At 60.1% G+C, this 17,006-nt stretch carries 14 protein-coding genes; 6 read left to right on the top strand and 8 right to left on the bottom strand.

Going from position 1 to position 17,006, the window contains the following annotated elements; translation table 11 throughout:
* Positions 1-296: 296 nt before the first annotated feature.
* Positions 297-1,346, top strand: a complete 1,050-nt coding sequence (locus UB48_RS08160) for an asparaginase (protein WP_045195620.1) — start codon at positions 297-299, stop codon at positions 1,344-1,346.
* On the opposite strand, the gene UB48_RS08155 is transcribed toward UB48_RS08160, so the two are convergent.
* Positions 1,343-1,645 (bottom strand): hypothetical protein, encoded by a 303-nt coding sequence (locus tag UB48_RS08155; RefSeq protein WP_045195772.1) that lies wholly within the window; start codon positions 1,643-1,645, stop codon positions 1,343-1,345. The two genes, UB48_RS08160 and UB48_RS08155, sit on opposite strands and share 4 nt — an antisense overlap.
* A gap of 373 nt (positions 1,646-2,018) precedes the next feature.
* Positions 2,019-2,681, bottom strand: coding sequence for an NADPH-dependent F420 reductase (locus UB48_RS08150; protein WP_045195618.1), 663 nt, complete (start codon positions 2,679-2,681; stop codon positions 2,019-2,021).
* Between the two features lie 99 nt (positions 2,682-2,780).
* Between UB48_RS08150 and UB48_RS08145 the strand changes: the two genes are divergently transcribed.
* Positions 2,781-3,701: a LysR family transcriptional regulator gene (locus UB48_RS08145; protein ID WP_177329146.1), complete on the top strand. Its 921-nt coding sequence runs from the start codon at positions 2,781-2,783 to the stop codon at positions 3,699-3,701.
* Between the two features lie 8 nt (positions 3,702-3,709).
* On the opposite strand, the gene UB48_RS08140 is transcribed toward UB48_RS08145, so the two are convergent.
* The 4 genes from UB48_RS08140 to UB48_RS08130 form a co-directional block, all read right to left on the bottom strand.
* Complete coding sequence (locus UB48_RS08140) at positions 3,710-4,237, bottom strand: Bro-N domain-containing protein (RefSeq protein ID WP_045195616.1); 528 nt, start codon at positions 4,235-4,237, stop codon at positions 3,710-3,712.
* Between the two features lie 420 nt (positions 4,238-4,657).
* The gene (locus tag UB48_RS27295; protein ID WP_082075408.1) at positions 4,658-6,469 is read right to left on the bottom strand and encodes an HNH endonuclease signature motif containing protein; all 1,812 of its coding nucleotides are present in this window, start codon (positions 6,467-6,469) and stop codon (positions 4,658-4,660) included.
* A gap of 95 nt (positions 6,470-6,564) precedes the next feature.
* A complete protein-coding gene (locus UB48_RS08135) occupies positions 6,565-7,812 on the bottom strand; it encodes a ribonucleotide-diphosphate reductase subunit beta (RefSeq protein ID WP_045195614.1) in 1,248 nt (415 codons plus the stop codon).
* A gap of 232 nt (positions 7,813-8,044) precedes the next feature.
* A complete protein-coding gene (locus UB48_RS08130) occupies positions 8,045-10,933 on the bottom strand; it encodes a ribonucleoside-diphosphate reductase subunit alpha (RefSeq protein ID WP_045195612.1) in 2,889 nt (962 codons plus the stop codon).
* Positions 10,934-11,701: 768 nt separating this feature from the next.
* Here UB48_RS08130 and UB48_RS08125 point away from each other — a divergent pair.
* The 3 genes from UB48_RS08125 to fhuF are packed head-to-tail and all read left to right on the top strand — an operon-like array spanning position 11,702 to position 14,570.
* The gene (locus UB48_RS08125; RefSeq protein ID WP_045195610.1) at positions 11,702-12,424 is read left to right on the top strand and encodes a response regulator transcription factor; all 723 of its coding nucleotides are present in this window, start codon (positions 11,702-11,704) and stop codon (positions 12,422-12,424) included.
* Positions 12,421-14,037 carry an ATP-binding protein gene (locus tag UB48_RS08120; protein ID WP_045195608.1) on the top strand — a complete coding sequence of 539 codons (1,617 nt, stop codon included), beginning with the start codon at positions 12,421-12,423 and terminating at the stop codon, positions 14,035-14,037. The genes UB48_RS08125 and UB48_RS08120 overlap by 4 nt, the downstream gene beginning before the upstream one ends.
* Complete coding sequence (gene fhuF, locus UB48_RS08115) at positions 14,034-14,570, top strand: siderophore-iron reductase FhuF (RefSeq protein ID WP_052676498.1); 537 nt, start codon at positions 14,034-14,036, stop codon at positions 14,568-14,570. Before UB48_RS08120 ends, fhuF begins: the two co-directional genes overlap by 4 nt.
* Before the next feature lie 3 nt (positions 14,571-14,573).
* Here fhuF and UB48_RS08110 read toward each other — a convergent pair whose 3' ends face one another.
* Both UB48_RS08110 and UB48_RS08105 read right to left on the bottom strand, forming a co-directional pair.
* Positions 14,574-15,275: a 4'-phosphopantetheinyl transferase gene (locus tag UB48_RS08110; RefSeq protein ID WP_045195606.1), complete on the bottom strand. Its 702-nt coding sequence runs from the start codon at positions 15,273-15,275 to the stop codon at positions 14,574-14,576.
* Between the two features lie 117 nt (positions 15,276-15,392).
* Positions 15,393-16,190 carry a dienelactone hydrolase family protein gene (locus UB48_RS08105; protein ID WP_045195604.1) on the bottom strand — a complete coding sequence of 266 codons (798 nt, stop codon included), beginning with the start codon at positions 16,188-16,190 and terminating at the stop codon, positions 15,393-15,395.
* A gap of 142 nt (positions 16,191-16,332) precedes the next feature.
* On the opposite strand from UB48_RS08105, the gene UB48_RS08100 reads away from it, so the two are divergent.
* On the top strand, positions 16,333-16,935 hold the full coding sequence (locus UB48_RS08100) for an outer membrane protein (RefSeq protein ID WP_045195603.1): 603 nt from the start codon (positions 16,333-16,335) through the stop codon (positions 16,933-16,935).
* The last annotated feature ends 71 nt before the right edge of the window (positions 16,936-17,006 follow it).

The raw sequence follows: 17,006 nt of genomic DNA, 5'->3' as shown, positions 1-17,006 counted from the left end.
GTAGGGGTTTTGTCTTTCTGGCGATTCAACTGCTAGTTGCGATCCCTGTGGGCGCCGGCCTTGCCGGCGATGCAGGCAACGCCTGATTAGCTGGAAACACCCGCTAGCATGATTGCCCTTTCCCCAACCCAAGACCATTCCCGCCCCAGCTTCAGACCCGCCTGACTGTCTTATCTAACCGAGTGTCCGCTTAACTGGCGTCCCTCCATAATGATAAGAAGGCCAACGCCCATGTCTGCAAATGCTGCCCCGATCAGTCTCTCTCGCTCCTGCCATGTGGTTACAGGAGCTGGCGTATGACCCTGCCCAAACTCGCCATAGGAACCCTGGGCGGTACCCTGAGCATGCTCCAGTCAGCGGCAGGCGAAGGTGTCACGCCGGGCCTGGACAGCTTGCAGATGCTCGCCGACGCGCCCGAGCTTGCAGATCTTGCGCACATCTCGGCGAAAACCCTGCAGCTGTTACCCAGTGCCTCGTTGTCGTTCATTCAACTGATCGATGTCCTGTACTGGGCCAAGGCCCAGGTGGAAGAGGGCGCCCACGCCGTGGTGCTGAGCCAGGGCACTGACACCCTGGAGGAGGTAGCGTACTTTCTCGAACTGCTCTGGCCCTTCGATGCGCCATTGATCCTCACCGGTGCCATGCGTGCCGCCAGCGAGCCCGGCGCTGACGGCCCTGCCAATCTGCTGGCAGCGGTGCGGGTGGCGCTGGATGCGCAGAGCCGCGGTCGCGGTGTGCTGGTAGTGATCAATGATCAGATCCATGCCGCGGCCCATGTGCGTAAAACCGAGAGCCTGGCCATGGCGGCTTTCAGCTCACCGCACTTCGGCTGCGAAGGCTTGCTGATAGAGGGGCGTACCTGTTACCTGAAGCCTGCCAGGCCGCGTCAGCCGTTACCCGAACCCTGGCGCCTGGATCAACGTGTGGCGCTGCTGGAGGCTGATTTTGCCGCCGATACCCTGCTGCTCGAGCAAGTCGCCGGGCTTGGGTATGAAGGGCTGGTGATCGCCGGGTTCGGCGCCGGGCATGTGTCGGCAGCCTGGGCCGAGTGCTTGGGATACATCACCACCCGGATGCCGGTGATTATTGCCTCGCGAACCGGTTCGGGGCCTACGGCAAATAACACCTATGGCTTTGACGGCGGCGAAATGGACCTGCAACGCAAAGGCGCACTGATGGCGGGTTTCTTGTGTCCGCGCAAATGCCGGGTACTGCTGTGGGTGCTGATCGGCTGCGGGATGGATGACGAGCTGGAGCACTGGCTGGCCGGGTATCGTCAGCCGCGATGGGGGGAAGGTCACGTGGGGCCGCGTGTCGGCCCCACGTGTCTTCGCAGGGGCGCTTAGACGAAGCGCTGAGGTGCTACGCCGCGCGGCAGGCGGCTGCTGCCAGGCAGGGCGCTCAGGCGTGCACGCCAGTTGGCCTTGAAGCAGAACGTGCTCGGGGCAGGGCTGGCCTTGGCCATGCGTTGTTTACGCAGCTCTGCCAGGGACGGGGTGGATTTCTTGGCCGACGCAGGCGACTCCGTCTTGACCAGGGACCGCTGACACGATTTGCAGGAAACCTGGTCAGGGGTGGAGGTGCTGGTGAGGTTATTACCGGCGCGACCGCAAGCGACTGCATCGCCGCTGGTTGAGTAGTGCATTACCAAGCTGTACATCTCCAAACATATGAACAAAAGCCCCCTATTTTCGCACAGGTTGGCGGCGGATGCGGCGCCATCGTCAACGCGATGCTGGAGGCTTGAGTCAGAAGGTTGAAGAACGGCGTTGTTTACAGGGGAGAAATGGTACCGAGTGCGCCAATCGCAATGGCCAGCGCCAGAAAACCCACGACGAAGAATGCAAGCTTACCCATGGAGCGCTCCAGATGAAGGTTTTGCGGTGCAGCGCCAGGCTGCAGTCGCGAAATGCGCCCGGTAGAGCGGGGCGCAGGACTATTTTCGCTCTGGCGCTGTTACCGAAACAGATTCAGATGGCGCGGCAAAATACGGATCAGATCAACTGGAGTGCTGTTGTTCAACGTCGCCAGGCACCTTCAGGCACTTCAACCTCCCTCTCGGCTTGCGCCAGGGCGCGCTTCAAGCCCTCGGCATCAAAAGGTATGCAATAAGCTGGTTTGGCCCGTTCGAACCGCCAGCTTTCATCCAGGCCCCCGGCATCGACCGCGTCGTAACCCAGGTCGTCGAGCAGCCTGCTAACCACCGATTTCGCTTCATCATCATCGCTGGCAACAGGCAGGGCGCGCCGATCTGTTGCGCCGCTACCACGGGCGTCTTTCTCCAAATCCTGGGCAAGAATTGCATTGAATACCTTCACTACCCGCGAACCCGGCAGATGCTCGGCAAGCAGGCGACTGGTAGTGGTTTCGAAACGGTCCAGCGCAGGAAACAGACCATCGCGGTCCGGGTAGTAGTTGTTGGCGTCCATGACGATTTTGCCCTGCAGCCACTGCGCGGGCACGCTGAGGTAGTGCGCGAAGGGAATTGCCAGCAGTACCACGTCAGCAAACCGTGCAGCTTCTTCTGCACTGCCCACTTCGCAGCCGAGAATGCCGCTGCGCACGCTGCTCATGGTCTGCGGCCCCCGTGAGTTGCTGAGCATCACCTTATGCCCGGCGGCCAGCGCCAGCTGCGCCACTGCCCGACCGATAAAACCTGCCCCGATAATGCCAATGCGCATGTCCTTGCTCCGTTACGTGATAGGAGCGTTTATGATGATTGGCAACCAGCAGTAGATAAATTACAAAAATGTATCGAGTGTCATTACCAGGAGTGTTGAATGATGGATCGCCTGACCAGCATGGGCGCCTTTGTAATGGCCGCTGAAGAGGGGTCCTATGCCAGTGCGGCGCAGCGTCTGGGCATGTCGCCGCAGATGGTGGCCAAGCATGTAGCCGCCCTGGAGCATCGCCTGGGCGCGCGCCTGCTCAACCGTACAACTCGACGGCAAAGCCTGACCGAGCTTGGCAGCGCCTACTACGAGCGCTGCAAGCATATCCTCAGCGAGGCGCAGGCGGCCGACTCCCTGGCGCAGATCATGAATGATACGCCGCGGGGCAAACTGAAGGTCAGTGCGCCAGTTACCTTTGGCTCCTACAGCCTGATGCCAATGGTTACCGACTTTCTACGCCAGTACCCGCAGGTCGAAATTGACCTGCACCTGACCGACCGTTTCGTCGACCTGGTCGAGGAGGGCTTCGAAGTGGCATTTCGCATCGGCCCCCTGGGCACTTCCAGCCTCACCGCCAGGCCCCTGGCACCTTACCGCCTGGTGACCTGCGCTTCACCGCGCTACCTGACCGCCCACGGTATCCCACGAACGCCAGCCGATCTCGAACAGCACGAATGCCTGGGCTACGCCTACTGGTCGCGCCCAGCCGACCGTGAATGGCAATTCGTCCAGGGCGATACGCTGCACAAGGTGCAGGTCGCCAGCCGTTTGCAGGTCAACGAGAGCAGGGCGCTGATGGCAGCGGCGCTGGATGGCTTCGGCATTGTGCTGGGGCCGGAAGACTTTCTGCGCCCGGCGCTGCAAAGTGGCGAGCTGGTGCGGGTGCTGGCGGACTACCAGCCGCCGAGCCGGCAGATGCATTTGCTCTATACCGCCAACCGCCAGAGAACCGCCAAGCTGCGACGGTTCATCGATGCGGTGCTGGAGCGCTTTGCGGTCAGCCCGGAAACCGGCCACGCAGCTCATTAGCCCCTGACTCAAAGCCTCAGCCAGCGCGCCACCACCTGCCGCCAGGGTGGCGATACTTTGATGGTGCTTCTATGCGCCATACAGCCTGGCTCAAACAGCACCTCTGGCACATCGCGCATGCGAATCCACGGTTCGTGCTGCCACTGCAGCACGCTGAGCGAATGCCTGCCCCAATCCATCTGGCCTATCCTCGGCACGTCATGCTCTGGCAGATCCTGCCTGTCCCGCAACACCGCGATCACCTCATAGGTCAGCCAGCGCCGCAGGCTGCGATTCTCCGGAATGTAGTGATGAGCCAGCACCGTGTAGGCCCCGGACTCACTAATCATCACCGTGTCACGGTACTCGCCGTAGCGCAGCAGCGGCAAGGTTCGCCGTTGATCGGCATCGAGCTTGCGCACGATATGTTCGTCGAGGTAACGGCCAATCAGCCGGCCGAGCTCGCGAGCGCAGAACCAGGCCTGGGATTCGAGCCAGAGGGCGTGGAGAGGGCGGTTGTGGCGGGTGAACAGCACCGGTTCATGGAAGTCAGTCATGGCTGACCTCCGGATCTGTGGTCAGGCGAGCCGCGTCTGCGAAAGGCCTGCGCGCGTGAGCGTCGGTAGGCATTTCTGTTACCTCTGTGTGATGACAGCTTTCTCAGGGCTGGGTGTCGGGAGCTAAGAAACCCCACACAGCGGGCCGGACGTATTCCCCTCTCGGGTCTTGTATTAGCCCACTCCCGACATAACAGAGTGTTTCTGCGCGCAGCAGTAGACCACAGGCACAAAAATGCCGCATCTGTCGGGAGCGGGTGAGCCGCTGTGTGAGGCGTTTCTTAGGCGCCGGAAAAGAAAAGTAAGTTCTTCTAGCTTTACAGTCAACTACAGAAATTGTAGTCCTTTTCTGATTTTCAATTTTTTTGGATTATTCGCTGAAGAGCCTCAGATCCTAAATTAGGTTTCTGCTCAGGTGCGTCATATTCCGGGAAACGAATCAAAAAGGTTCAGCTGCGTGGTTGGTTGACCTTTAAGGTTATCAATTTTTAATGGTGGCAGTGTGATCGTATGTGTTTTGTTTCTGATTTTTGTAATCTCCTCTCGATGCAAGTTACAAAAAGGATGCGTTGGTCTACCGTTTGAAGGAGAGCTATTTAGGCTTTTAGCATAATGATGGATGTGATCGTATTGGACAGCTTGTTTAAGATCGACGAGGCCTCCGCAAATCTGGCACTTTATTGAAGAGGCGAGAATTTCTCGAATGTTGATTTCTGCTTTTGACTTTGTCGTGAATGAGCGGCCTGAATTGGTTTTGCCTGTAGAAGGTTTTTTTGCACCTAAATAATTTTCGACTTCATTTCTGGCAGAGTGAGGGTCTTTGCCTTCAAGGAGTATTTTTACTATATTTTGTATGGTTTCCGCGATTTTCGAAATTGACTTGAAACCGGCGCCACCTCGGTGTTGAATGTCAGAGTATTCGCTTTTATACGCTATCAGTATTTCCTCGAGTTCGCCCCTGACAGCGGAAAGAGCAATTTTTCGTGCTTTTATTTCTTCTGTAGTACCTGAGAGTAGCCAATGGCAGAAGCCGTAGAACAAGCCTCTAACATAAGTCCCTTGTTTGTTATACCAGAAAATCAGAGGGGCTATGGATAAAGATAACGGTGTGTTGTTGATGTTGCCAAGGTGGGAGATTTTATTTTCCAATAGCTTAAGTGTATTGTCCGCGTTAATGATCACGTCTTCGGGGTTTGCTTTATGATCTTTCGAAAGCAGCGAAATAAGGCTGTCTCTGCTTGTAGTGATTCCTTCGGACAATAAAGGAAGTGCCTCCACCAAATGTTGGTGCTTTCTAAAGTGTCCTGGAGCCACCATGAAGGGTACATTTATATCAAGTATTTTTGAATCGAAAGGTGGGACAAATAAAATGTCGTGAATAGTATTGCATCTACCATCGAAAGATTTTGAAATTTCAATTATGGATTCAGATATATTTTCGGATGCTGTGGGTTCTGGCCAATAATGTCCGGGAGCTCCAGCGCTTGCAATTGACATCGTTAGGCGGGAGAAGCTGCCTTTACGATATTCGATTAAATTAGATTCCAGATCATCTAGAGGAGCACCTTGACGATTAATGGCAAGAAATGACTCTTCTGCTGCATCGTAGTCGCCACCTTCCCATTGGGCATGGAGAGTTTTGCTTGACTCAAAAATGTCCAAATAGAACTGAGCCATATCAAAGCGTTCAGGCGACATTACTTGTCTAGGCGCTTCGCCCGCAGTGTTGATTTTTCGGAGCTCTTTTGCTGCCTCAGAATACTGTTTGAACTCGCCTACTTTGTCATTGACATGCTTGCGAGCTTCGGCGGCCGCTTTTAATATCTCCGTGTAGTTTTCACTTTTGGCATAAAATGCTGCGTCTTTATCTCCCCAGTCATCAATCATCCATGCCCTAAGTACTGATAGCCGATGGGCACCATCTAGGACATAGACGAAACCAGTACTGCTGTTTCGCCATAATATAATGGAGGGGATGATTCTACGTCTGATCACGGATGTTAAGAAGTTGACGCAACCTTCAGGTGTCCACGCGCAAGTTGCTCGTTGGAAATCAGGTTTAACTAACCTAGAAAACCACCGGTCTTCTTCTTGGATATCGCTAAATCTAATATTGCTATCTGATTTTTGAGGTGCTACGTAATCTTGGAATTCATTTTTTTGAGGGTTTTTATATCTGAGGCTTTGGCGTTTAATTAGATGGTCGAGATGTACTTTGGTTTCGTTGTTCATTTTCTTTTCTAAAAAAAAGCCCCGCGTATAGCGAGGCTTGTTTAAATGATTAGCCCCAATGATCCGTATTAGGTGCAGTTAATTTTTTGGATGTATCAATCCCAGCTCAACGCCCCGCCAGTCTGATACTCGATAACCCGCGTCTCGAAGAAGTTCTTCTCTTTCTTCAAGTCCATGATCTCGCTCATCCATGGGAACGGGTTGGTGGTACCTGGGTACTCTTCCTTCAGGCCGATCTGCGACAGGCGACGGTTGGCGATGAACTTGAGGTAGTCCTCCATCATCGCTGCGTTCATGCCCAGCACGCCGCGCGGCATGGTGTCGCGGGCGTATTCGATTTCCAGCTGGGTGCCCTGCAGAATCATCTGCGAGGCTTCTTCCTTCATTTCGGCATCCCACAGGTGCGGGTTTTCGATCTTGATCTGGTTGATCACGTCGATACCGAAGTTCAGGTGCATGGACTCGTCACGCAGGATGTACTGGAACTGTTCGGCAACGCCAGTCATCTTGTTGCGACGACCCATGGACAGGATCTGGGTGAAGCCGCAGTAGAAGAAGATGCCTTCCAGGACGCAGTAGTAGGCGATCAGGTTGCGCAGCAGCTCTTTGTCGGTCTCGACGGTGCCGGTGTTGAACTCAGGGTCGGAGATCGCGCGGGTGTAGCTCAGGCCCCAGGCGGCTTTTTTAGCGACCGATGGGATCTCGTGGTACATGTTGAAGATCTCGCCTTCATCCATGCCCAGCGACTCGATGCAGTACTGGTAGGCGTGGGTGTGGATCGCCTCTTCGAAGGCCTGGCGCAGGATGTACTGGCGGCACTCGGGGTTGGTGATCAGGCGGTACACGGCCAGGGCCAGGTTGTTGGCAACCAGGGAGTCGGCGGTGGAGAAGAAGCCCAGGTTGCGCATGACGATGCGACGCTCGTCGTCGGTCAGGCCTTCCGGGTTTTTCCACAGGGCGATGTCCGCGGTCATGTTGACCTCTTGCGGCATCCAGTGGTTGGCGCAGCCGTCCAGGTACTTCTGCCAGGCCCAGTCGTATTTGAACGGTACCAGCTGGTTGAGGTCGGCGCGGCAGTTGATCATGCGCTTTTCGTCAACCGCGACGCGGGCAGCAGAACCTTCCAGCTCAGCCAGGCCTTCGGCGATGTCGAGTTTGTCCAAGGCCGCCTTGGCGCGTTTGACCGCTTCGGAGTCGTCGGCAGTCACGGCGCGCGCTTCCAGGGCCGCCACACCGCCAGCGTTATCGAGCTTGTCGATGCCTGCGGCAGCAGCTTGAGTGGCGGTAGTGCCTTTGGCGGCTTCTTCGCCTTCGTCTTTATCGAATTCGTCCCAGCTCAGCATGGTGGGTCTCCTGCTTGAGGGCCATATCAGTATGGCCGGTGGATCTTGGTTGCGGTGCTTGCGGTTGGGTACTGCGGTGCACGCAAAAACTTGGAATGCTTCCCCGGGCTGAGGCCCTCGGGGGAGGTCGGGGTGGCCCCGACCTTGTTGTTCGGCGCTTTGGAAAGGGGGCGGCAGGGCCGGCCCTTTCGCGGGTCAAGCCCGCTCCTACAGGGAGCGGGCCTTCAGGCGCTTATTGGCAGGCTTCGCAATCCGGCTCGTCGATCGCGCAGGCCTTTGGTACCGGAGCAGGGCCGGCTGGCGCTGCCTGTACCGGGGCGCTGTCGCCACCGCTGGAGACGGCGTTGAGCTTGCCGGTGTTGATGGTCGACTTCTCGGTGCTGGTCGCGGCCAGGGCGCGGAGGTAGTAGGTGGTTTTCAGGCCACGGTACCAGGCCATGCGGTAGGTCACGTCGAGCTTCTTGCCCGAAGCGCCGGCGATGTACAGGTTCAGCGACTGGGCCTGGTCGATCCACTTCTGGCGACGGGAGGCGGCATCGACGATCCACTTGGTTTCCACTTCGAAGGCGGTCGCGTAGAGGTCTTTGAGCTCTTGCGGAATGCGCTCGATCTGCTGCACCGAACCGTCGTAGTACTTCAGGTCGTTGATCATGACCGAGTCCCACAGGCCGCGGGCCTTGAGGTCGCGAACCAGGTACGGGTTGATCACGGTGAATTCGCCCGAGAGGTTCGATTTCACGTACAGGTTCTGGTAGGTCGGCTCGATGGACTGCGATACGCCGGTGATGTTGGCGATGGTCGCGGTCGGCGCGATGGCCATGATGTTCGAGTTACGAATACCTTTTTGTACGCGGGCACGCACCGGCGCCCAGTCCAGGGTTTCGTTCAGGTCGACGTCGATGTACTTCTGGCCACGGGCTTCGATCAGGATCTGTTGCGAATCCAGCGGCAGGATGCCTTTGGACCACAGCGAGCCCTGGAAGGTCTCGTAGGCGCCACGCTCGTCGGCCAGGTCGCAGGACGCCTGGATGGCGAAGTAGCTGACCGCTTCCATCGACTTGTCGGCGAACTCGACGGCAGCGTCGGAGCCGTAAGGGATGTGCTGCAGGTACAGCGCGTCCTGGAAGCCCATGATGCCCAGGCCGACCGGACGGTGCTTGAAGTTCGAGTTACGCGCTTGCGGCACCGAGTAGTAGTTGATGTCGATCACGTTGTCGAGCATGCGCACGGCGGTGTTGACGGTGCGCTGCAGCTTGGTGGTGTCCAGCTTGCCATCGACAATGTGGTTCGGCAGGTTGATCGAGCCCAGGTTGCAGACCGCGATCTCGTCCTTGTTGGTGTTCAGGGTGATCTCGGTGCACAGGTTCGAGCTGTGCACCACGCCCACGTGCTGCTGCGGCGAACGCAGGTTGCACGGGTCCTTGAAGGTCAGCCATGGGTGGCCGGTCTCGAACAGCATCGAGAGCATCTTGCGCCACAGGTCTTTGGCCTGGATGGTCTTGAACACCTTGATCTTGTTGTACTCGGTCAGGGCTTCGTAGTACTCGTAGCGCTCTTCGAAGGCCTTGCCGGTCAGGTCGTGCAGGTCTGGCACTTCCGATGGCGAGAACAGGGTCCACTTGCCGTCATCGAAGACGCGCTTCATGAACAGGTCAGGGATCCAGTTGGCGGTGTTCATGTCGTGGGTACGACGACGGTCATCACCGGTGTTCTTGCGCAGCTCGATGAATTCTTCGATGTCCAGGTGCCAGGTTTCCAGGTAGGCACAGACAGCGCCCTTGCGCTTGCCACCCTGGTTAACGGCGACGGCGGTGTCGTTGACCACTTTCAGGAACGGCACGACGCCCTGGGATTTACCGTTGGTGCCCTTGATGTAGGAGCCCAGTGCACGCACAGGGGTCCAGTCGTTGCCCAGGCCACCGGCGAATTTCGACAGCATGGCGTTGTCGTGGATCGCGTGGTAGATGCCCGACAGGTCGTCCGGCACGGTGGTCAGGTAGCAGCTCGACAGCTGCGGGCGCAGGGTACCGGCGTTGAACAGGGTCGGGGTCGAGGCCATGTAGTCGAAGGACGACAACAGGTTGTAGAACTCGATGGCACGGGCTTCTTTGTCTTTCTCTTCCAGTGCCAGGCCCATGGCCACGCGCATGAAGAACACCTGAGGCAGCTCGAAGCGTACGCCATCCTTGTGGATGAAGTAGCGGTCGTACAGGGTCTGCAGGCCCAGGTAGGTGAACTGCTGGTCGCGCTCGTGGTTGATCGCCTTGCCCAGTTTTTCCAGGTCGAAGTCGGCCAGGGCAGGGTTGAGCAGTTCGAACTCGACACCCTTGGCGATGTAGGCAGGCAGGGCCTTGGCGTACAGCTCGGCCATTTCGTGGTGGGTGGCGCTCTCGGCGACTTCGAGGAAGCCCAGGCCTTCGGCGCGCAGGGTGTCCATCAGCAGGCGGGCGGTCACGAACGAGTAGTTCGGCTCGCGCTCGACCAGGGTACGGGCGGTCATCACCAGGGCGGTGTTGACGTCGGTGAGGGCCACGCCGTCGTAGAGGTTCTTCAGGGTTTCGCGCTGGATCAGGTCGCCATCGACTTCGGCCAGGCCTTCGCAGGCTTCGCTGATGATGGTGTTCAGGCGGTTCATGTCCAGTGGCGCCAGGCTGCCGTCGGCGCGGGTGATGCGGATGCTTGGGTGCGGCTGCACGCCGGCGTCTTCGGCGTGGCCACGGGTGGCACGCTCCTTGGCACGCTGGTCGCGGTAGATCACGTAGTCACGGGCGACTTTCTGTTCGCCGGCACGCATCAGGGCCAGTTCGACCTGGTCCTGGATTTCTTCGATGTGGATGGTGCCGCCCGAAGGCATGCGACGCTTGAAGGTCGCGGTGACTTGTTCGGTCAGGCGGGCAACGGTGTCGTGGATGCGCGACGAGGCGGCGGCGGTGCCGCCTTCAACTGCGAGGAACGCTTTGGTGATGGCCACGGTGATCTTGTCATCGGTGTAGGCGACGACAGTGCCGTTACGCTTGATCACGCGCAGTTGGCCCGGAGCGGTGGCAGCCAGATCCTGGTTCGAATCAGCGGCCTGCGGCGCCAAAGCCTGCGGGTTCTCGCGAGTTGTGTCGGTTTGCATGGGTGTCTCCACGTTCTCTAAGTATGTTTAGGCGCTTTGTGAGCGCCAACCGTTCCGTCCGAAAGCCCAACAACCGACCTTGAGGGCGCGCAGGAACGAGCGTTCCGGCATGCCGCACAGGTCGGGCATACTCACTTCGGGACAGTTCAGGAATTAGGGCAAATGCTTGCCGCTCCCTGGCCGAAGTCAAAGGTCTTGAATCTACGACTCAAAACTGTTGCTGTCGGGTGTGCCGATGGCTTGCAACACCCGTACCCGAAACAACACCCTCCAAGGGTTTGCAACGGAAGCCTGCGCAGGAGCGGTTTGGCTGCTGATCTCTTCTAAAGTTCCAGCAAAAAATCTAGCCGTTGAGGGCTTGAGTTCTCTGCTTGACTTGTGCTTGGGATTTTCAGGAAACCCCAAGATGTAGTGTTTTGTTTCGCTTGGGATACAAGATAATGCGGTCTTGGGGGTAATGCAAGGTCGCGGTCTGTGGATAACTTGTGCGTATTTTGTGAGTGATTTCACTCAACCCCTTGTAGGCCGCGTCTTAGCGCGCAATGACCGCCCGTCACCGATTTTTTCGCGGGGCAAAGGGTCGCAGGCGGATTTTGCGGGCGCGAACCCTATCACAAAAAATCGGCTTGTCCGAGCGCCTTGCCCACTGGTTTTTTACTGCGGGTAACGGCGGTTGGCAGGCGCCGGTACCCGACGTAGTATCCGGGGCCAATGTTGCCTTTTGGTGATCTGGGCACTCTTTATAACAACAAGCTGTTGAGGTGAGCCGTGGAGCAGAGCAGTCGGGTATTGATCGTCGAGGATGACCAGCGGCTGGCTGACCTGACCCGTGAATACCTGCAGGCCAATGGCTTTGTCGTAGACGTGGAGGGCGATGGCGCCCGGGCGGCGGCGCGAATCATCGCCGAGCAGCCCGACCTGGTGATCCTCGACCTGATGCTGCCTGGCGAGGACGGCCTGAGTATCTGCCGCAAGGTGCGCAAGCAGTACCCCGGGCCGATCCTGATGCTCACCGCGCGCAGCGACGACCTCGACCAGGTCCAGGGCCTGGACCTGGGCGCCGACGACTACGTGTGCAAGCCGGTGCGCCCGCGCTTGCTGCTGGCACGCATCAACGCCCTGCTGCGGCGCAGCGAGGCTGCGGCCGAGCCGCAAGTACCGCAAGCTTTGCAGTTCGGCCCGTTGCGGGTCGATAACACCTTGCGCGAGGCCTGGCTGTACGACAGCGGCATCGAACTGACCAGCGCCGAGTTCGACCTTTTATGGCTGCTGGTAAGCAACGCCGGGCGCACCTTGTCGCGCGAGGAGATCTTCACCTCCCTGCGCGGCGTCGGCTATGACGGCCAGGACCGCTCCATTGATGTGCGTATTTCGCGCATCCGCCCGAAAATAGGCGACGACCCGGAGCATCCACGGATGATCAAGACCATCCGCAGCAAAGGCTACCTGTTCGTTCGTGAAGCGGCCCAAGCTATGGGCCAGGTGCCATGAACTCGATCTTTTTGCGCATCTATGGCGGCATGCTTGCCGCCCTGGTGCTGGTGGCGGTGCTTGGCGTGCTCAGCCTGCACCTGCTCAACGAGGTGCGCGCCGGCCAGTACCGCGAACGCCTGGCCCACGGCACCTTTACCCTGATGGCTGACAACCTGGCGCCGCTGGATGCTGTCGAGCGCAAGCGCGCGCTGTTGATCTGGGAGCGCCTGCTGGGGATTCCCCTGGAGTTGCAGGCGCTGAGCAGTACTGCGCTGGACGGTAGCCAGCGCAGCGGCTTGCAGCGTGGGCAGGTACTGGTCGAGAAGACCGGCCCGCACGCGGCCAAGGTGCTGCGCCAGGTCGGTGATCAGGATTTGCTGCTGGTCGGTGAGGTGCAGCAGATCAGCGAGCAACTGGCCCGCGCCACTATTTATCTGCTCGCCGATGAACTGGTGCGCTACCCGGTGGCCGAGCAGCCCCAGCGCCTGGCCGCCCTCAAGCAGAGCAAGGGTTTTGGCTTCGACCTGCGCCTGCAGCGGGTCAACCAGACCGACATGGACGAAGACCAGCGCCGGCGCATCGATGAAGGCGACACGGTGATGGCCCTGGGCAAGGACGGTGACTCGATCCGCGTGTTCGCCGGCCTGGTCGGAACGCCCTGGGTACTGGAAATCGGCCCGCTGTACCAGATGAACCCCTATCCGCCGCAGTTGCTGGTACTGATTGCGGTGCTGGGCCTGTGCCTGATCGGCCTGATCGTCTACCTGTTGGTGCGCCAGCTGGAGCGGCGCCTGTCGGGGCTTGAGGCCGCGGCAACGCTGATCGCCCAGGGCAGCCTGGAAACCCGCGTGGCGGCCGACGACGCCGACTCGGTCGGGCGCCTGGCCGCAGCGTTCAATGGCATGGCCGAACACCTGCAGCGCTCGCTGACCATCCAGCGCGAGCTGGTGCGGGCGGTGTCTCACGAGCTGCGCACGCCGGTTGCGCGCTTGCGCTTTGGCCTGGAGATGATCGCCAGCGCCAGTAATGACCAGGCCCGGGACAAGTACCTGACTGGCATGGACGGCGATATCCAGGACCTCGACAAGCTGGTCGATGAGATGCTCACCTACGCGCGCCTGGAGCAGGGCGCGCCGGCCCTGCATTTCCAGCGCGTCGACCTGGATGCCTTGCTCGACCAGGTGATCGCCGAGCTGGCGCCGCTGCGCCGCGAGGTGCGGGTGCTGCGCGGTCCCTGCCAGGGCGGCGAAAAGGGGCCGGACGGGCAGGGGCCGTGGGTCGAGGCCGAGCCGCGCTACCTGCACCGGGCGCTACAGAACCTGGTCAGCAATGCCATGCGCCACGCCGAATCACAGGTCAGCCTCAGCTATCAGCTGGGCCTGCAACGGTGCCGGATCGATGTCGAGGACGATGGCCCCGGCGTGCCGGAAAGCGTCTGGGAGCGCATCTTCACCCCCTTTACCCGCCTCGACGACAGCCGCACGCGTGCCTCTGGCGGGCATGGCCTGGGCTTGTCGATCGTGCGGCGGATCATTTACTGGCATGGCGGGCGGGCGTCTGTGGGGCGCAGCGAGCGCTTGGGCGGCGCCTGCTTCAGCCTCAACTGGCCGCGCAACCAGGACGGCGCATGAGTTCGCCGATCACCCTGCAGGCGTTGCTCGACGAAACCCGCTTCGATGCCTTGCTGCTGGCATTGTATGGCCCCGAACTGATGCCAGCGCAGCGGCCGGTGCTGGTCTCGCAGTGGTCCAAGTACTATTTCGCGCTGCTCTGGCGGACGTTGTGCGAGGGTGCAAGCCTGGCGGCTTTCAGCCAGACATCGCTGCTGCTGGATGAGCGCGGCTTGCCGCTTGCGCTGATCGCCGACGGCGCCCCCTGCCAGGACCTGCTGGCTGAGCATCTGCAACCGCTGGTTGCGCGCCTGGCCGAGCGGGGCGCGCTGGCAACGGCGGTGTTGTGGGGCAATGCCGGTGATTGCCTGGATCAACTGCTGCAAGGCAGTGGCGACAGCTCAGGCTTGCAGGTGCTGCTGTCAACGCCCGGCAGCCCTTTGTATGCCGCCGTCAGCCAGGATGCTCGAGGACGGCGTCGGCGCCGCACCTGCTGCCTGAGTTACAAGGTCGACTGGGTCGGGCATTGCGAGCATTGCCCGTTGCTGCCCTGAAACTCAGACGCTGACCAGGCTCAACAGCTGGTCATCCTGCAGGCAGAACTGCCCCTCAAGCTCCCGGCCGTGGTGCCAGTGCGCCGACAGGTCGGTCAGCAGGCGCAGGCGCGCATGGCCGTCTGCGGACCACTCCAGCACTTCGGCATGCTCGAAATAGAAGCGCTGCTTGACGATCGGGTAGAGCGCCTTGAACAGGCTTTCTTTCAGCGAGAAGGTCAGGGTCACGGTCAGGCCTACCTGGCTGGGGTCCATACGCTGCAGTTCGGCGTCAGTGAGAATCTCCCGGGCCAGGCGTTCGGCGCGCTCGTCGCTGAGCAGGCATTCCTGGTCCAGGCCCAGGCCCTGGCAATCGCTGCTGCGCGCCACTACGGCGGCGGCCCAGCCTTTGCCGTGGGTGATCGAGCCGCAGATGCCGGCCGGCCAGATCGGCGCGCGGTCTTCATCGGTGCCGGGGACATAGTCGCGGCCATCGAGCTGCATCAAGGCGGCGCGGGCACACACCCGGCCGGCCAGGTACTCGGCCTGGCGCTTGGCCACCGAGCGTTGCAGGCTGGCGGTTTGCTCGATACCGGCGCGAGCGAAGTCGTCGCTGGCAAGCAGGGCGGGGTCGAACGGGCAACTGACCAGGATCGCGCCGGGGACCGGACGCGGCAGGGGCCAGTGGTGCAGGAGCGGGGCGCAGCAGGAGGGCAGTCGGTTCATGGCCGGTATTGTGCCGTGGCTGCTGCCAACGTGTCACGGTGTAGGAGCGGGCTTGCCCCGCGCTAGCGGCGTGTCTGTTACACCGCTATCGCGGGGCAAGCCCGCTCCTACCGGGGGTCAACCTTTAGTGAAGATCTTCTTGAAGAACGCCTGCAAGTCCGCCCACGAGCTTTCATCCGCCGCCTTGTTGTAGCCAATATCCGGCCCGCCATGCTCGCCATGGCTGAGGCGGTCGGCATCGGGGTTGGTAAAGCCGTGCTTGGCCCCGGGAATGCTGACGAACTCATAGGTCGCCCCGGCTGCGTGCATTTCTTCCTTGAATTTCTCCACCTGCTCCGCGGTCACCATGCTGTCGCTGGCGCCATGCTCTACCAGCACTTTGGCCTTGACGCTGCCCGCTGTCGCCGGCGTGTTGGTGACCAGCGCACCATGGAAGCTGGCCACCCCGGCCAGCGCTTCACCACGGCGCGCGGCGTCGAGCACCACCTTGCCGCCGAAACAGTAGCCGATGGCGGCGATCTGCTCTTTATCGGTCTGTGGCTGAAGCTTGAGCAGTTCAACCCCGGCATCGAAGCGCTCGGCTGCCGCGCTCGGGTCTTTCAGCGCGGCAGCCATGAACGCCTGGGCATCGGCCGGGTGCTCGGTGTGCTTGCCGTCGCCATACATGTCGATGGCCAGGGCGCTGTAGCCAAGCCCGGCAAGGTCGCGGGCGCGGCGCTTGGCATAGTCGTTGAGCCCCCACCACTCATGCACCACCACCACGCCCGGGCGTTTGCCCTCGGCGGCGTCGTCGTAGGCGTAATAGCCGACCAGGCGCTTGCCATCGGCATCCTGGTAGGGAATCTCACGGGTTTGCACCGCCGCCTGGGCCAGGCTGGCGGCACCGATCAGGGCCAGAGCGAGCAGACAACGCATGGTCGTACTCCTTGATTGCAGTCGGTTTTGCTCTCAGTGCAGCTGTTCAGCCGAGGTTCAGCCAGGGTTCAGCGGCGGTTCAGGAGGGCTTGCTTACTCTAGCTTCCACACCAACACAGTGCATCACCTGGAGTACCACACGATGAAAAAGCTCAACACCCTGCTGCTCACCGTTGCTTTCCTTGGCGCCAGCGCCGCCGCCCAGGCCGCTGACACCACCTTCGCCGGCGTCACTTATGGTCAGACCAGCGACAAGATGAAAAAGTCCGGCCTGTTGACCCGCAACACTGATCACCTGAACACCGACGGCATCATCAGCAAGGACAGCACCTACGGCATCCGCGTCGGCCAGATGAACGACCAGGGCCGCTACTACCTGACCTACGACAACGTCTCCAACGATCACAGCGGCCTGAAAGTACGCCAGGAAAACCTCCTGGGCAGCTACGACATGTTCTACCCGCTGGGCAACACCACCAAGCTGTTCGGTGGCGCCAGCGCCGGCCTGACCAAGATGAGCATGGAATCCTCCGGCTACAGCCGCGATACCGACACCGGTTACGCCATCGGCCTGCAAGCCGGCGTGCTGCAGCAAGTCAGCGACAATGCCTCGGTGGAACTGGGCTACCGTTACCTGCGCAGCAACGCCAGCACCGAGTTGTCCGAACATGACGGTCCGAAAGTCGGCAGCCTGCGCCTGAACAGCAGCGCCCAGACCTACCTGTCGGCCAACTACGCGTTCTAAGTCGCCTGGCGATGTCCGAACCGGCCTGCATGCGCACGGCCGGTTCGCTGTTATTCTGCATTCGTCTACAA

Origin of the sequence: Pseudomonas sp. 2(2015) (assembly GCF_000955865.1) — a bacterium.
GTDB lineage: Bacteria > Pseudomonadota > Gammaproteobacteria > Pseudomonadales > Pseudomonadaceae > Aquipseudomonas.
This window is presented reverse-complemented; position numbering and strand designations above follow the sequence as displayed.

Bases quoted from the DNA above. Each gene is read 5' to 3' on its own strand.
- UB48_RS08100 (WP_045195603.1), top strand. From the start codon at position 16,333: ATGAAAAAGCTCAACACCCTGCTGCTCACCGTTGCTTTCCTTGGCGCC.
- UB48_RS08135 (WP_045195614.1), bottom strand. From the start codon at position 7,812: ATGCTGAGCTGGGACGAATTCGATAAAGACGAAGGCGAAGAAGCCGCC.
- fhuF (WP_052676498.1), top strand. From the start codon at position 14,034: ATGAGTTCGCCGATCACCCTGCAGGCGTTGCTCGACGAAACCCGCTTC.
- UB48_RS08110 (WP_045195606.1), bottom strand. From the start codon at position 15,275: ATGAACCGACTGCCCTCCTGCTGCGCCCCGCTCCTGCACCACTGGCCC.
- UB48_RS08145 (WP_177329146.1), top strand. From the start codon at position 2,781: ATGATGGATCGCCTGACCAGCATGGGCGCCTTTGTAATGGCCGCTGAA.
- UB48_RS08155 (WP_045195772.1), bottom strand. From the start codon at position 1,645: ATGCACTACTCAACCAGCGGCGATGCAGTCGCTTGCGGTCGCGCCGGT.
- UB48_RS08130 (WP_045195612.1), bottom strand. From the start codon at position 10,933: ATGCAAACCGACACAACTCGCGAGAACCCGCAGGCTTTGGCGCCGCAG.
- UB48_RS08140 (WP_045195616.1), bottom strand. From the start codon at position 4,237: ATGACTGACTTCCATGAACCGGTGCTGTTCACCCGCCACAACCGCCCT.
- UB48_RS08150 (WP_045195618.1), bottom strand. From the start codon at position 2,681: ATGCGCATTGGCATTATCGGGGCAGGTTTTATCGGTCGGGCAGTGGCG.
- UB48_RS27295 (WP_082075408.1), bottom strand. From the start codon at position 6,469: ATGAACAACGAAACCAAAGTACATCTCGACCATCTAATTAAACGCCAA.
- UB48_RS08120 (WP_045195608.1), top strand. From the start codon at position 12,421: ATGAACTCGATCTTTTTGCGCATCTATGGCGGCATGCTTGCCGCCCTG.
- UB48_RS08160 (WP_045195620.1), top strand. From the start codon at position 297: ATGACCCTGCCCAAACTCGCCATAGGAACCCTGGGCGGTACCCTGAGC.
- UB48_RS08105 (WP_045195604.1), bottom strand. From the start codon at position 16,190: ATGCGTTGTCTGCTCGCTCTGGCCCTGATCGGTGCCGCCAGCCTGGCC.